Here is a 14801-nt window from a genome sequence, read left to right as displayed (position 1 = left end):
CCTTACCTTATCCGACATCCCTACCCGTGCCGGCGGAGGTGTGAACCGACGCTGCGGACGCTTATGGTGCTGGCAGCCGTCAGCAGGAGGAAGCGTCATGGAGCAGGGCACAGCGGAGCCGCAGCCGGAGACCCGGATGTGGCTGCCCGCGCAGGCCGCCTCCGCCGAGCCGTACGGCGCCCGGGACCACGACGGCGTCCCGGCGGCGGCCGCGCCCTGCGCCCGGCCGCCCCGACCACGGCCGCGCCGGCACTCGGTGCGCGGCCAGGTCCTGGACGCCCTGCGCCGGGCGCTGACCGCCGGGGAACTGCTCCCCGGCGAGGTCTACTCCGCACCGGTCCTCGCCGAGCGGTACGGCGTCTCCGCGACCCCGGTCCGTGAGGCCATGCAGCAGCTCGCGGGGGAGGGCGCCGTCGAGGTCGCGCCCAACCGCGGCTTCCGGGTCTGCGAGCGCAGCTCCCGCGACCTCGCCGAGCTCTCCGAGGTCCGCACCATGCTGGAGCTGCCCGCGCTCCTCCGGCTCGCCCGGGCGGTGCCCGCGGAGCGCTGGGAGGAACTGCGCCCGCTGGCCGAGGACGGCGTGGCGGCCGCCGCCCGGGGCGACCGGGCCGGCTACGCCGAGGCCGACCACGCCTTCCACCAGGCGCTGATCGCGCTCACCGGGAACCGACGGCTCACCCAGGTCACCGGTGATCTGCTGCGCCGCGCACAGTGGTCGGCGGGCGGCGGCGGACGGCCCCGCACGGCCGATCTGCTGGCCGACGCCTCCGAGCACACCGCCCTGCTCGACGCGCTGATCGCCCAGGAGTACGCGGTCGTCGAACGGATCGCCCGCACGCACCTGTCGGCGGCCCGGCACCGGCACTGAGACGGCGCGGCACCGGCACTGAGGCGGTGCGGCGGCCGTCGGGGGAGCGGCCGGGCGGGGTCAGAAGACGGGCAGCAGCTCCGCCAGCGGCAGCGCCGCGACGTCGGCGGCGGGCCGGGAGACGTACAGCTCGGCGTGGTAGAAGCCGTCGGCCTCTTTGCCGCCGACGGTCAGTCCGCGGGCCGCCAGTGCCTCGAAGGCCGCCCGCCGCTCGGCGTCGTCGGCGAACCGCCGCTGCCGGAACGACCGCGTGGTGAGCCGCTCGGTCACCAGCCCGGCCCGGGCCAGCAGCGCGGAGACCGGCCGGTACGACACGGTGCGCAGCACGAACGCGGCGACCCAGGGCGGCGCGGTGACGCAGTCGAAGAGCCGGGCGAAGGTGCGTGCGGTGATGTAGCCGACGCCGCCGGTGACGGTGATCAGGTCGGTGCCCGCCAGTGCCCGGCACAGCTCCGGGCTGGCGGCGTCGGCCTCCAGGTTCTCCGCGAAGCCCTGGTCGAGGAGTTCGGCCGCCACCGCGTAGCCGACCGCGTGCTCCGCCGCGTCGATACCGGTCACCCGGGCCGCTCCGGGCCGGCGGCGGGCCGCGTAGAAGGCCCGGTCCGCGTGGGCCAGGCGGTCGCCCTCGGGGGCGTCCGGCCCGCTTCCGGTGTAGCGGCGGTAGAGGTCGTCGAGGGTCACGTCGTGGTTGAGCAGCGCCGCATTGACCCCGTACGAGCAGCAGAGGTCGACGACGCGGAGCGGTGGGCGGTCGCCGCGGTGGCGCTGGAGGGTGTCGGCCAGCGCGCGGAACACCGCCTGGCCGTGGTGCGGGATCTGGTACTCCAGGGGTTGCAGCGTGCTGAAGTACCGGCGCGGATCAGGGCAGTTGTAGATCGCCTCGAAATGCGCCTTGCCCCAGTCGGTTCCGGTGCTGGTGTGGGTCACTCCTGCCACGGTGGGCCTCCTGAAGGCTCTGCCATTGGGAGCTGGTCGCGGACCAGCATCCAGGCCGCGCCGCCGGGCCGCAGTGCGACTTGTGGCCATTCTCGGGGCAGGTGGGGTGAGGCGCTACCGACCGGTCGGCGGACGGCCGCCCGGGGCAGCCACCGCGGCCCGGCCGATCCGCTGTCGGCAGGGCCCGGATCCGGCCATTCGGCCGGGGGGACGGCATGGCCGAGGTCGGGGGGTTGACGGCCGGCCCGCCGACCGGGGCCCGGCCCCGGGCGCCGGACGGACCTTAGGGGCCGCCCGGTGGATCAAGGTCGGACAGGCCGGCCCTAGCCCGCCGTCGCCTCCGCCCCCGCTGTCTCCTCCGGCAGGGGCGGCGGGAGCTGGCCCGCGAGCCAGGTGGGGACGCCGCCCATGAGGCGGAACAGCCGGGCGGCCTCCGTGCGCAGGCGGACCGCCTCGTCCTCCGGGGCGGCGTCTGCCAGGGCCGCCAGCGCCGGGGCGGTACCGACCAGGAAACCCAGCTCCTCGCGGATCCGCAGGGACTCCGTGAAACCGTGCCTGGCCTCCGCCAACTCCCCGTCGCGCAGCGCCAGTCCGGCCAGGTGGCGCCAGGTGAAGGAGAGCAGCAGGGCGTCGCCGTGGGCGGTGGCGCCGGCGTGCGCGCGGCGGTAGGCGGCGCGGGCGGCGTCCGGGCTGTCGGCGACGTGCTCGGCCATCAGGCCGCGCCGGAAGTCCAGCAGCGGGCGGCCGGCGGTGCCGGGGGCGAGCAGCGCGGCGGCCCGGCCCAGCGCCGAACGTGCCTCGTCGGCCCGGTCGCGGACGCCCAACACCGTTGAGGTGTAAGCAAGTTGGCCGCGTTCGCAGGCGGCGCCGCCGCGTTCGTCGTCGTCGCCGGCGAGCGCCTCCGCGGTGCGCAGCGCGTCCTCGGCCTCGGCCCAGCCGGCGGCGGTGAACATGCAGCGCTCGACCAGCAGTGCGGCGCGGCGCAGGGCGGCGGACGCCTGCCGGGTCGCGTGTGGCTCCAGGAGGGCGGCCGCGTCGAGCCAGCAGCCGCGGGAGCGCAGCCGCCACACGGCGCGGTCGAGGGGGTCGTCCCCTGCGGGGCCGGCTGCCATCGGTGCGGATCCCGGCCGTGGTGCCGGGACCGGTAGCTGATCCGCGGACCTCATGGAATCCGCGGGTTCCGCGGATCCGGACATGGCGGTATCCGCCACAGTGCCCTCCCCGAGCGCGCCGTTGAGACGGGAATGCAGGATGCTGTGGGCGCATCTCAGCATGAATCCCGTCGCCGGGCCAAGGGGATGGGTGAAAGTTTTCACAATCGCGCGGGGCGGTCCAGGTGGCCGGTATGCGGTGGTTCGGCCGTGGTGCGGGGCGGTCCGATCGCCCGGTGCGGCAACGCCGTTGACGTGACGCCCCTCGAACGGGGTACCCCGGACGGCGTACGGCCGGTGTGCGGCCGGCGGTGGTCGCGCACCGCGCGGGCCCGGTACGGAATCCGCACCGGGCCCGGCCTTAAGTCGACCTGATGGGTCGTCAGGTCATGGTCCGCTCATCGTCAGCTCATCCGCAGTGCGAGGAAGAAGTCCAGCTTGTCCTCCAGGCGCGAGAGGTCGCGGCCGGTCAGCTGCTCGATCCGGCCCACTCGGTAGCGGAGGGTGTTGACGTGCAGGTGCAGGCGGGTCGCGCAGCGCGTCCAGGAGCCGTCGCAGTCGAGGAACGCCTCCAGGGTGGGGATCAGCTCGGCGCGGTGGCGGCGGTCGTAGTCCCGCAGCGGGTCCAGGAGCCGGGCGGTGAAGGCCCGGCGGACGTCGTCGGGGACGAACGGCAGCAGCAGGACGTGCGAGGCCAGCTCCTCGTGGCCGGCGGCGCAGACCCGGCCGGGGCGGGCGGCCGCGACCCGGCGGGCGTGCCGGGCCTCCTCCAGGGCGCCGCGCAGCCCCTCGGCCGAGTGCACCGAGGCGCTGACGCCGACGGTCAGCCGGCCGTCGTCGGCCAGCCCGCGGCCGAGCGGTTCCTGGACGATGCGCAGCAGCTGTTCGGCGTGCAGGCCGTCCGTCGTGGCGGTGTCGGCGGAGTCCTCAAGGACGGCGGGCAGCGGCACCAGCGCCACCGCCTCGTCGCCGGTGTGCGCCACCGCGATCCGGTCCGACGGCTCGGGGCCGAACGTGCCGGGGTCGACCAGCACCTCTTCCAGCAGGCTCTGCGCCACCGGGCCGCCGGGCACGTCGCTGCCCTCCCACTCGACCCGGGCCACCACGATCTGCCAGTGCGGGGCGGCGCCCAGACCGGGCAGCAGGACCGGCGCGGCCACCCGCAGCCGGGCGGCGATCTCGGCCGGCGGCGCACCCGTCTGGACCAGCTCCAGGACCTCCTGGGCGAGCCGGCGGCGGACCGTACGGGCGGCGTCCCGGCGGTCCCGTTCGACGGCGATCAGCTGGGTGACGCCGTGCAGCAGGTCAAGCCGCTCCTCGGACCAGTCGCCGGCGTCCGCCTCGACCGCCAGCAGCCAGTCGCTGAGCAGCGTCTGCCGCAGGTCACGGCTCTCGTAGCGGATCGAGAAGAGCGAGTAGGTGGCGCCGCCGAGGGCGATCCGGTGCGGGCCACGGCGGCCGCTGCGGGCGGCTGCCAGGTGCTCGCCGGCCAGCCGGGCGCCCAGCTCCGGGGGCAGCTCCGGCCCGGCGCCGGCCAGGCTGGAGCCGGCGATCTGCCGGCCGGTGGGGGAGAGCACCCAGGCCCGTAGGTCCAGGTCGGAGCCGAGCAGGTCCAGGACCACTTCGGGGCCGCCGCCGGCCGGTCCGGAGGTCATCATCCGCCGGTGCCGGTCCACCACGGCGGCCAGGTCGCCGGCCCGTTCGCTGGAGACCTGCCGGACCACGTGCTCGGTGATCGAGGCGAACGAGACCGTCTCGTCGACCGAGAACAGTGGTAGCCGGTGCCGGGAGCAGGCCAGGACGAGGTCGTCGGGGATGGCGCCCAGCTCGGCCTCGCCGGCCGCGAGCCCGGCGACGCCGGCGGCGGCCAGGATGCGGACGAACCGTTCGGAGTCCTCCGCTTCCCGGCGCCAGGCCAGGCCGGTGAGGACCAGTTCCCCGCCGGTGAGGTATCGGCTGGGGTCCCGCAGGTCGGTGGTCATCACGCCACGGACGGTACGGTCCAGCTCCTCCTCGCCCCCGAGGAGCTTCAGGCCCAGAGAGTGTGTGTCCAGGAGTGCGCGGAGCCGCATGACCTCGCCCGCCGTTCTGTGCTGTCTCGTGTTGCCGGTGGAATACCGCGAGGTTTTGATCCCTCGTCTTTCGTTCGAATCTACAAGACGCACACCGTGGCCAGCCAACCGCTTCATGGTTTCGGTGACTGCACCGGGCGGGCCCACAGCGCGTTCACTAAGCCCAACCGCGTTAACAAGACATGAACGGCGCCATGGCGACGAGGGCCCGAGGTCCCGACCATGAGCAGCGAACGACCCGATTTCGTAGAAGTAGAAGAGGCCAACCATGGACTTCCTTCGCCCCGCCAGCTGGGAGGAGGCGCTCGCCGCCAAGGCAGAGCACCCTACCGCTGTGCCCATCGCGGGCGGTACGGACGTGATGGTCGAGATCAACTTCGACCACCGCCGCCCGGAGTACCTGCTCGACCTGAACCGTATCGGTGACCTGGGCGAGTGGGAGGTCGGGGAGAAGACCGTACGCCTGGGCGCCTCCGTCCCGTACACCAAGATCATGGAGAACCTGCGGGTCGAGCTGCCGGGCCTGGCCCTGGCCTCGCACACCGTCGCCTCCCCGCAGATCCGCAACCGCGGCGGCGTCGGCGGCAACCTCGGCTGCGCCTCGCCGGCCGGTGACGCCCACCCCGCCCTGCTCGCCTCCGGCTGCGAGGTCGAGGTCGAGTCCGCCGAGCGCGGCGTCCGCATGATCCCGATCGACGAGTTCTACCTCGGCGTCAAGCGCAACGCGCTCCAGGCCGACGAGCTGATCCGCGCGGTGCACCTGCCCAAGGCCGACGGCCCGCAGCAGTTCTCCAAGGTCGGCACCCGCAACGCGATGGTCATCGCGGTGTGCGCCTTCGGTATCGCGCTGCACCCCGAGACCCGAACGGTCCGCACCGGCATCGGTTCGGCCGCACCCACCCCCGTTCGGGCTAAGGAGGCCGAGCAGTTCCTCGCCGCGGCGCTGGACGAGGGCGGCTTCTGGGAGTCGGGCAACATCATCCCGCCGTCCGTCGCCAAGCAGTTCGCGCAGCTTGCCTCCGGGGCCTGCAACCCGATCGACGACGTGCGCGGCAGCGCCAAGTACCGCCGGCACGCCGTAGGCATCATGGCGCGCCGCACCCTCGGCTGGACCTGGGAGTCCTACCGCGGTAACCCCCATGGCACAAAGGGAGGCGCACAGTGCGCGTGAACTTCACCGTCAACGGCCGCAAGCAAGAGGCCGACGACGTCTGGGAAGGCGAGAGCCTGCTGTACGTCCTTCGCGAGCGGATGGGCCTGCCGGGCTCCAAGAACGCCTGCGAGCAGGGCGAATGCGGCTCCTGCACGGTCCGCCTGGACGGGGTGCCGGTGTGCTCCTGCCTGGTCGCGGCCGGTCAGGTCGAGGGCCGCGAGGTGGTGACCGTCGAGGGCCTGGCCGACTTCGCCAAGCAGCGCGCCGAGGGCTGCGCCAGCGGCGCCTGCGGCACCACCCTGGACGCCGCCAAGCAGTGGCAGTCCAAGCCGGCCGACTCGCAGACCGGCGAGAACAGCGAACTCGCCCCGATCCAGCAGGCGTTCATCGACGCCGGCGCGGTCCAGTGCGGATTCTGCACCCCGGGCCTGCTGGTCGCCGCCGACGAGCTGCTGGAGCGCAACGCCTCCCCGTCGGACGCCGACATCCGCGAGGCACTGTCGGGCAACCTGTGCCGCTGCACGGGCTACGAGAAGATCCTCGACGCGGTCCGGCTGGCAGCCGCCCGCGGCGAGAACCAGACCGCGGGACAGGGGGCCTGATCATGGCTGGTGCCACCCGTACACCCACCAACCTCACCCAGGGCGGCAAGACCGACGCCGGTATCGGCGCCTCCACGCTCCGCCCGGACGGCACCCTCAAGGTGACCGGCGAGTTCGCCTACTCCTCGGACATGTGGCACGAGGACATGCTGTGGGGCTTCACGCTCCGCTCCACCGAGGCGCACGCCGAGATCGTCTCCATCGACACCTCCGAGGCGCTGGCGACCTCCGGCGTCTACGCCGTCCTCACCTACGACGACCTGCCCACCGACGTCAAGAACTACGGCCTGGAGATCCAGGACACGCCGGTTCTGGCGCACGGCAAGGTGCGGCACCACGGCGAGCCGGTGGCGATCGTCGCCGCCGACCACCCGGAGACCGCGCGCCGCGCCGCAGCCAAGATCAAGATCGACTACAAGCTGCTGCCGGTCGTCACCGACGAGGCCAGCGCGCTCGCGCCGGACGCGCCGCTGATCCACGAGGGCCGCGACGACCACCACATCGGCCACGTCCCGCACCCCAACATCGTCCACCGGCAGCCGATCATCCGCGGCAACGCCGACGAGGCCGCCAAGAAGGCCGACGTCATCGTCTCCGGCGAGTACGTCTTCGGCATGCAGGACCAGGCGTTCCTCGGCCCGGAGTCCGGTCTCGCGGTGCCCGGCGAGGACGGCGGCCTGGACCTCTACGTCGCCACCCAGTGGCTGCACTCCGACCTCAAGCAGATCGCCCCGGTCCTCGGCCTGCCCGAGGAGAAGGTCCGGATGACGCTCTCCGGCGTCGGCGGTGCCTTCGGCGGCCGCGAGGACATCTCGATGCAGATCCACGCCTGCTTGCTGGCCCTGCGCACCGGCAAGCCGGTCAAGATCGTCTACAACCGGTTCGAGTCCTTCTTCGGGCACGTCCACCGGCACCCGGCGAAGCTCTGGTACGAGCACGGCGCCACCAAGGACGGCAAGATCACGCACGCCAAGTGCCGGATCGTCCTGGACGGCGGCGCCTACGCCTCGGCCTCCCCGGCCGTCGTCGGCAACGCCTCGTCCCTCTCGATGGGCCCGTACGTGATCGACGACGTCGAGATCGAGGCCATCGCGCTCTACTCCAACAACCCGCCGTGCGGCGCGATGCGCGGCTTCGGCGCGGTCCAGGCGTGTTTCGCCTACGAGGCGCAGATGGACAAGCTGGCCGACAAGCTCGGGATGGACCGGGTCGAGTTCCGGCAGCTCAACGCCATGGAGCAGGGCACCATCATGCCGACCGGCCAGCCGGTCGACTCCCCGGCCCCGGTCGCCGAACTGCTCCGCCGGATCAAGGCGATGCCGCTGCCGCCCGAGCAGCAGTGGCTGGCGGCCGGCGAGGGCGCCGACGTCCGGGCGCTGCCCGGCGGCCTGTCCAACACCACCCACGGTGAGGGCGTGGTCCGCGGCATCGGCTACGCCGTCGGCATCAAGAACGTCGGCTTCTCCGAGGGCTTCGACGACTACTCCACCGCCCGGGTGCGCCTGGAGGTCATCGCCGGCCAAGCGGTGGCCACCGTGCACACCGCGATGGCGGAGGTCGGCCAGGGCGGCGTCACCGTCCACGCCCAGATCGCCCGCACCGAGCTGGGCGTCGAGCAGGTCACCATCCACCCCGCCGACACCCAGGTCGGCTCCGCCGGCTCCACCTCCGCCTCCCGGCAGACGTACATGACCGGCGGCGCGGTGAAGAACACCTGCGAGGCGGTGCGCGAGAAGGCCCTGGAGCTGGGCCGCCGCAAGTTCGGCACGTACCACCCCGCGTGGGCCACCGCCGAACTCCTGCTGGAGGGCGGCAAGGTCGTCACCGACGGCGGCGAGGTCCTGGCCGATCTCGTCGACGTCCTGGAGAGCGAGTCGATCGACCTGGAGCTGGAGTTCCGGCACCGGCCCACCGAGGCGTTCGACCTCACCACCGGCCAGGGCTTCGGCCACGTCCAGTACTCCTTCGCCGCGCACCGTGCGGTCGTCGAGGTGGACACCGAGCTGGGCCTGGTCAAGGTCATCGAACTGGCCTGCGCCCAGGACGTCGGCAAGGCGCTCAACCCGCTCTCCGTCGTCGGCCAGATCCAGGGTGGCACCACCCAGGGCCTGGGCGTGGCGGTGATGGAGGAGATCATCGTCGACCCCAAGACCGCGAAGGTGCGCAACCCGTCCTTCACGGACTACCTGATCCCCACGATCCTCGACACCCCGACCATCCCGGTCGATGTGCTCGAACTCGCCGACGAGCACGCCCCCTACGGGCTGCGCGGCATCGGCGAGGCCCCCACCCTGTCGTCAACTCCGGCCGTCCTCGCGGCGATCCGGAACGCGACCGGGTTGGAGCTCAACAAGACTCCGGTACGCCCTGAGCACCTGACAGGTACGTAACGGAGAACCGCCTGGGGGCCGCCTCCCCAGGCCCCCAAATCCTCCGGGCGGTGCGCACCAAGGGGTGTCCTGTCCGTCCTCCTCAGCGCATCGCCCGGAGTTCTCCCCGCACCACGCAGTAGCTGACCTGCTCCAGCAAGGGGCCGGCAGCACCCCGTTCGTCTCGGGCCGTCCCCCGGGTCGTGCAGCCGAAGTTCCATCCCAAATCTCGCCCCCGAGCGAGTGCCCCTGTGAACCTTGGGAGTAAGGCACCATGACCCAGCAGTCCACTGAGCCGACGACGACGACGGCGGAAGACGCGGGCGACGGCTCGCGTCAGCCCGCCGGCCGGTCCTGGCTCGACCGGTACTTCCACATTTCCGACAGAGGGTCGTCCATCGCGCGGGAAATGCGCGGCGGCATCACCACCTTCATGGCCATGTGTTACATCCTGCTGCTCAACCCGGTGATTCTGGGTTCGGTACAGGACATCCACAAGAACACCCTCGCGCACGCCGGCCTGGTCACCGCCACCGCGCTCGGCGCCGCGATATGCACCCTGCTGATGGGCTTCATCGGCAAGGTCCCGCTGGCGCTCGCCGCGGGCCTGAACGTCTCCGCGGCCCTGACCACCCAGGTCGTCCCCAACATGACCTGGCCGCAGGCCATGGGCATGTGCGTGATGTACGGCGTGGTCATCTGCCTGCTGGTCGTCACCGGCCTGCGGGAGATGGTCATGAACGCCATCCCGCTCGCCCTCAAGCACGCGATCACCATGGGCATCGGCATGTTCGTCGCCCTGATCGGCCTGGTGAAGGCCGGGTTCGTCGGCAAGGGCATCGGCACGCCGGTCACCCTCGGCGCCACCGGCAACCTCTCCGGCTGGCCGGTGCTGTTCTTCTGCCTCACCCTGCTGCTCATCTTCATGCTGCAGGCCCGCAAGGTCCCCGGCGCCATCCTCATCGGCATCGTCGTCGGCTCGGTGTTCTCCATCGCCGCCACCAAGCTCGGCGGCCTGACCGCCAAGGACTGGGGCGGCACGCCTCCGGCGCTGAACGGCAGCGCGGTGTCGATGCCGGACTTCGGGCTCTTCGGCCATGTCCAGTTCGGTGGCTGGGGCTCCATCGGCGCCCTCAGCGTCGGCATGATCGTCTTCACCCTGGTGCTGGCCGGTTTCTTCGACGCCATGGCCACCATCATCGGCGTCGGCACGGAGGCCAAGCTGGCCGACGACAAGGGCCGGATGCCGGGTCTGTCCAAGGCGCTGTTCGTGGACGGCGCCGGCGGAGCCATCGGTGGTCTCACCGGCAGCTCCGGCCAGACCGTGTTCATCGAGTCGGCCAGCGGCGTCGGCGAGGGTGCCCGTACGGGACTGTCGTCCGTCGTCACCGGTCTGCTCTTCGCGGCCTGCCTGTTCTTCACCCCGGTCACCCAGCTCGTGCCGGCCCAGGTGGCCGCTGCCGCACTGGTCGTCATCGGTTCGATGATGATGAGTGTGGCCGGCCATGTGGACTGGAGCGATCGGGCGACCTCGATCCCGGTGTTCCTCACCGTGGCTCTGATGCCGTTCACGTACCAGATCACCACCGGCGTCGGTGCCGGCGTCATCGCCTACACCGCCATCAAGGCGGCCCAGGGCAAGTGGCGCGAGATCGGTGCCTTCATGTGGGTGCTGACCGGCATCTTCCTGGTCTACTTCTCGCTCCATCCGATCGAGCAGTGGCTGGGCGTCAAGTAACGCCCGCCTCCCCCCACTCTCGGCTTTACTCGGAGTGGGGGGACCCCCATCCGTCCGTAAGGAGACCGACATGCTGGACATCGCCGAAGAGCTGAACCGGTGGGTGGAGCAGGGACGCACGTTCGCGGTGGCCACCGTCGTGGCCACCAACGGCAGCGCACCCCGCCAGCCCGGCGCCGCGCTCGCCGTCGACAGTGACGGTACGGCGATCGGTTCGGTCTCCGGAGGATGTGTGGAGGGGGCGGTCTACGAGTTGTGCCAGGAGGCCCTGGAGACCGGCCAGCCGGTCCTGGAGCGCTTCGGGTACAGCGATGAGGATGCCTTCGCGGTGGGTCTGACCTGCGGCGGAATCATCGACATCTTCATCGCTCCGGTACGGGCGAGCTCCCCCGGCGCCGCCGCCGGCGGCCCCGCGGGGGACGTGGTGGACAGCAACGCCGCAACGCTCGCCGCCGCGTTGACCGCCGCCTCCTCGGGGGAGGCGGCGGCGGTCGCGCGGATCATCGAAGGGCCGGCCGACCTGCTCGGCCGCGCCCTCCTGGTGCGCCCCGACGGCAGCCACACCGGCAGCCTCGGCGGCCACCCGGCCCTGGACCGCACCGCGGTCGAGGAGACCTGCGCCCTGCTGGACGCCGGACGGACCACCACGTTGGAGATCGGCGCGGACGGTTCGCAGTGCGGTCAGCCGGTCGTCCTCCTCGTCGAATCCTCCGTCCCCGCACCCCGGATGATCGTCTTCGGTGCCATCGACTTCGCGTCCGCGCTGGTCCGGGTCGGCAAGTTCCTCAACTACCACGTCACCGTCTGCGACGCCCGCCCCGTCTTCGCGACCCGGACCCGCTTCCCGGACGCGGACGAGATCGTCATCGACTGGCCGCACCGCTACCTCGACTCCCAGCAGCTCGACTCCCGTACGGTGCTCTGCGTCCTCACCCACGACGCCAAGTTCGACGTCCCCCTGCTGGAGCGGGCGCTCAGGCTCCCGGTCGCCTACGTCGGCGCGATGGGCTCCCGCCGCACCCACCTCGACCGCCAGCAGCGGCTGCGCGACATCGGACTCACCGAGATCGAGCTGAACCGGCTGCGCTCGCCCATAGGGCTGGACCTGGGCGCCCGGACGCCCGAGGAGACCGCGCTCTCCATCGCCGCCGAGATCGTCGCCAACCGCCGCGGCGGCACCGGCGCCCCGCTGACCGGCGCCCACACCCCCATCCACCACGAGTCGCCCCGATCGGTTGGACGGATCGGGGAAGTGGCCTGACGGTCCGTCAAGGTCGGTGTACGCGACGCCTGTTGGTGCGCGGGACACCGCCCCCGAGCCGTAACGGGACCGACAAGACCTACGGGGTCGACGGGGCCCACAAGACCGACGGGGTCGACGGGGCCTACGAGACCCAAGACGGTCATCTGGATCTACTGGATTTACCAGACCTACGGGACCGGCGTACCTGACGCCGCCGGACCCGAGGGAGGGCGGACCTGTGGTTCGCCACGGCACGGGCGCGGTGCAGTGTGGGGGCCGCGCCCGTGCCGGTTCGCGTCCGGCCGCCCGCCGGGGCCGTCCGGACGGTCCGGCGGCGCGGCGGGACGATGCCGCGCCAGTCCGACCGCCCCCACCAGCAGCGCCAGCGCCGCCAACCCGGCCGGGACGGTCAGCCCCGCGTGATAGCCGGCGAGCACGGCGCCGGGCGTGCCGCCGGCCCCGGTCGCCGCGACCGTCACCGCGGTCACCGCCGACAGCCCGAACGCCGCACCGAACTGGAACGAGGTGTACAACAGGCCACCGGCCAGGCCCTGTTCGGCGGCCGCGACACCGTCCGTCGCGACGATCGTCAGCGGCCCGTAGACCAGCGCGAAGGCGACGCCGATCAGCAGCATGCTGGGGAACATCGCCAGGTACGGCCAGTCCGCCCGCACCGGCAGGAACAGCGCATAGCCCACCCCGGCGCACAGCAGGCCCGTGACGATCACCCGGGCGTGCCCGAACCGCCGCACCAGCCGCGGGGTGAGCACCGGTGCCAGCACCGCGTCGGCGCCCATCGCCAGCATCGCGTAACTGGTCCGCTCGGCCGACCAGCCGCGCAGCTCCTGGAAGTAGAGCACCGCGACGAACTGGAAGCCGAAGAACCCCGCGGTGAACAGCAGCCCCATCCCGTTCGCCCGGACCAGCGGCCAGGAGCGCAGGATGCCCAGCCGCACCAGCGGTGCCGCGGACCGCCGCTCGATCACCACGAAGGCCGTCAGCAGCGCCACCCCCGCGGCGAGCACCGCCGCGGTGCGCAACACCGGTGCGTGCGCGGCCTGTTCGACGCCGAGGACGAGCAGCAGCACCGCACCGGTCACGGTGAGCGCGCCGGCCACGTCGACCGGCGGCCGGGCGCCGTCGCGCACGGCGTCCCGCGGCACCAGGCGGAGCCCGCCGATCAGCACCAGCAGCGCCGGCACCATCGGCGCGAAGAAGACCCAGCGCCAGTCGACGGCGGTCAGCAGCCCGCCCGCGATGAGTCCGGCCGAGAATCCGCCGCCGGCGGTCCCGGAGTAGATCAGCAGGGCCCGGTCGCGGCGCGGCCCGGCCGGGAATCCGGTGGTGATGATGGACAGCCCGGCGGGGGCCATGAACGCCGCGCACACCCCGGTCACGAAGCGCGCCCCGATCAGCGTCCAGCCCTCGGTCGCCAGCCCGCCGAGCCCCGAGAAGACCGTGAACACCGCGAGCGGCACCAGGAACATCCGGCGCCGCCCGAACAGGTCCGCGGCCCGCCCGCCGAGCAGCATGAACCCGCCGTAACCCAGCACGTACGCGCTCATCACCCACGTCAACTCGCCGGTGGACAGCCCCAGTTCGGCTCGGATCGGGGGCAGGGCGACATTCAGCATGCCGATGTCGATGCCCTCCAGGAAGATCGCCCCGCAGAGGACGAGCAGCAGCGCCCGGGACGCTGCCGGGGACCGGGACATAGCGGTGCTCCTCACATGACCATGACGCGTGCCGTGCCGGTTACCTCTTGTTACTGACCGCATCGTGCGGCACCGTGGGGGATCATGGAAGAAGGCACTGTGAAGTCACCCGGTTACTCCGGAGGAACCATGGGCGGGAAACCGGCCACCGCTCCCGCCGACTGCGCCGGTGCCGGCATCGGTGTAGGTGTCGATGGCGGTGTCGATGGCGGTGTTGATGACGGCGAATGCGACTACGACGCCCGCCAGTGGGACGTCCGCGAGGGCTGCGAGGTCCGCCAGATCCTCGACCGGGTCGCGGACAAGTGGTCGCTCCTGGCCATTGCCCTGCTCGACCGGCGGGTGCTGCGCTTCACCGAACTCCGCCGGGAGATCGACGGCATCAGCCAGCGGATGCTGACCGTCACCCTGCGCCAGTTGGAGCGCGACGGCCTGGTCCGCCGCACCGTCCACCCGGTGGTTCCGCCGCGGGTGGACTACGAACTGACGCCGCTGGGCGCGACCCTGCACGACACCATTCAGTCCCTGGTCACCTGGACCGAGGAACACCAAAACGAAATTGCCGTGGCCCGGTCCGCTTATGACGAACGGATCGCCCGGGAACGACGCGACGCACCTCACACTCCGAATTGACGGAATGGGCCGAAAGAATGACGGGCGACCGGTGAACGTATGGCAGGATGGGGCATCGAGGGCGCCCTTCTGAGAGGTGCCCGGCGATGTCCGCGCGAGCGAGGAGGTGATCGGGATGAGTCCCGAAGGAAGTCCTTGCCGCAGCGCTGCTTTCTGCTGATCGCGCGATCACCTCTGTGCTCCGCGTGATCGCGGCTATTCTCCGCACTGCTGTGCGCACTCACCGGTGATTCCCGGGCGCTTCATGCCGCCCGTCGGACCGGGTCGAACCGTATTTCCTTAACGGCCCTTCCGTGCCGCCTTTTTGCCGGTGCGTTCCTC

11 protein-coding genes are annotated in these 14801 nt (G+C 72.0%); 7 read left to right on the top strand and 4 right to left on the bottom strand.

The genetic code is table 11. The features are described 5' to 3' along the window. The first annotated feature begins 97 nt into the window (after positions 1 to 97). Positions 98 to 868 carry a GntR family transcriptional regulator gene (locus tag ACFVT2_RS29840; protein ID WP_390022806.1) on the top strand — a complete coding sequence of 257 codons (771 nt, stop codon included), beginning with the start codon at positions 98 to 100 and terminating at the stop codon, positions 866 to 868. A 60-nt stretch (positions 869 to 928) separates the two neighbouring features. Here the strand turns inward: ACFVT2_RS29840 and ACFVT2_RS29835 are convergent, their stop codons facing one another. The 3 genes from ACFVT2_RS29835 to ACFVT2_RS29825 form a co-directional block, all read right to left on the bottom strand. Continuing rightward, on the bottom strand, positions 929 to 1795 hold the full coding sequence (locus ACFVT2_RS29835) for a hypothetical protein (RefSeq protein ID WP_390022861.1): 867 nt from the start codon (positions 1793 to 1795) through the stop codon (positions 929 to 931). A gap of 332 nt (positions 1796 to 2127) precedes the next feature. Then, a complete protein-coding gene (locus tag ACFVT2_RS29830; protein ID WP_390022804.1) occupies positions 2128 to 3000 on the bottom strand; it encodes a hypothetical protein in 873 nt (290 codons plus the stop codon). Between the two features lie 359 nt (positions 3001 to 3359). Next, the gene (locus ACFVT2_RS29825) at positions 3360 to 5027 is read right to left on the bottom strand and encodes a PucR family transcriptional regulator (protein ID WP_390022803.1); all 1668 of its coding nucleotides are present in this window, start codon (positions 5025 to 5027) and stop codon (positions 3360 to 3362) included. A 268-nt stretch (positions 5028 to 5295) separates the two neighbouring features. Between ACFVT2_RS29825 and ACFVT2_RS29820 the strand changes: the two genes are divergently transcribed. From ACFVT2_RS29820 to ACFVT2_RS29800, 5 genes are all read left to right on the top strand, one after another. Next, entirely contained in the window at positions 5296 to 6198 is a 903-nt protein-coding gene (locus ACFVT2_RS29820; protein WP_390022802.1) for an FAD binding domain-containing protein, read from the top strand. Then, positions 6189 to 6782 carry a (2Fe-2S)-binding protein gene (locus tag ACFVT2_RS29815; RefSeq protein WP_390022800.1) on the top strand — a complete coding sequence of 198 codons (594 nt, stop codon included), beginning with the start codon at positions 6189 to 6191 and terminating at the stop codon, positions 6780 to 6782. Before ACFVT2_RS29820 ends, ACFVT2_RS29815 begins: the two co-directional genes overlap by 10 nt. 2 nt (positions 6783 to 6784) lie before the next feature. Continuing rightward, positions 6785 to 9172, top strand: coding sequence for a xanthine dehydrogenase family protein molybdopterin-binding subunit (locus tag ACFVT2_RS29810; RefSeq protein ID WP_390022798.1), 2388 nt, complete (start codon positions 6785 to 6787; stop codon positions 9170 to 9172). Positions 9173 to 9425: 253 nt separating this feature from the next. After that, positions 9426 to 10889, top strand: a complete 1464-nt coding sequence (locus ACFVT2_RS29805; RefSeq protein WP_390022796.1) for an NCS2 family permease — start codon at positions 9426 to 9428, stop codon at positions 10887 to 10889. A 70-nt stretch (positions 10890 to 10959) separates the two neighbouring features. After that, positions 10960 to 12150, top strand: a complete 1191-nt coding sequence (locus ACFVT2_RS29800; RefSeq protein WP_390022795.1) for an XdhC family protein — start codon at positions 10960 to 10962, stop codon at positions 12148 to 12150. A 170-nt stretch (positions 12151 to 12320) separates the two neighbouring features. Here the strand turns inward: ACFVT2_RS29800 and ACFVT2_RS29795 are convergent, their stop codons facing one another. After that, complete coding sequence (locus tag ACFVT2_RS29795) at positions 12321 to 13847, bottom strand: MFS transporter (protein WP_390022793.1); 1527 nt, start codon at positions 13845 to 13847, stop codon at positions 12321 to 12323. A gap of 84 nt (positions 13848 to 13931) precedes the next feature. On the opposite strand from ACFVT2_RS29795, the gene ACFVT2_RS29790 reads away from it, so the two are divergent. Further along, entirely contained in the window at positions 13932 to 14480 is a 549-nt protein-coding gene (locus ACFVT2_RS29790; RefSeq protein WP_390022792.1) for a winged helix-turn-helix transcriptional regulator, read from the top strand. Positions 14481 to 14801: the final 321 nt, after the last annotated feature.

The organism is Streptomyces sp. NPDC058000 (genome assembly GCF_042886435.1).
In the GTDB taxonomy this organism is placed as follows: Bacteria; Actinomycetota; Actinomycetes; order Streptomycetales; family Streptomycetaceae; genus Streptomyces.
The sequence above is the reverse complement of the archived record's forward strand: the minus strand, read 5'-3'. Positions and strand labels throughout refer to the sequence as shown.

Excerpts from the sequence above, each read along its gene's own strand:
- ACFVT2_RS29840 (WP_390022806.1), top strand. The coding sequence starts at position 98 with ATGGAGCAGGGCACAGCGGAGCCGCAGCCGGAGACCCGGATGTGGCTG.
- ACFVT2_RS29830 (WP_390022804.1), bottom strand. The coding sequence starts at position 3,000 with ATGTCCGGATCCGCGGAACCCGCGGATTCCATGAGGTCCGCGGATCAG.
- ACFVT2_RS29825 (WP_390022803.1), bottom strand. The coding sequence starts at position 5,027 with ATGCGGCTCCGCGCACTCCTGGACACACACTCTCTGGGCCTGAAGCTC.
- ACFVT2_RS29820 (WP_390022802.1), top strand. The coding sequence starts at position 5,296 with ATGGACTTCCTTCGCCCCGCCAGCTGGGAGGAGGCGCTCGCCGCCAAG.
- ACFVT2_RS29810 (WP_390022798.1), top strand. The coding sequence starts at position 6,785 with ATGGCTGGTGCCACCCGTACACCCACCAACCTCACCCAGGGCGGCAAG.
- ACFVT2_RS29805 (WP_390022796.1), top strand. The coding sequence starts at position 9,426 with ATGACCCAGCAGTCCACTGAGCCGACGACGACGACGGCGGAAGACGCG.
- ACFVT2_RS29800 (WP_390022795.1), top strand. The coding sequence starts at position 10,960 with ATGCTGGACATCGCCGAAGAGCTGAACCGGTGGGTGGAGCAGGGACGC.
- ACFVT2_RS29795 (WP_390022793.1), bottom strand. The coding sequence starts at position 13,847 with ATGTCCCGGTCCCCGGCAGCGTCCCGGGCGCTGCTGCTCGTCCTCTGC.
- ACFVT2_RS29790 (WP_390022792.1), top strand. The coding sequence starts at position 13,932 with ATGGAAGAAGGCACTGTGAAGTCACCCGGTTACTCCGGAGGAACCATG.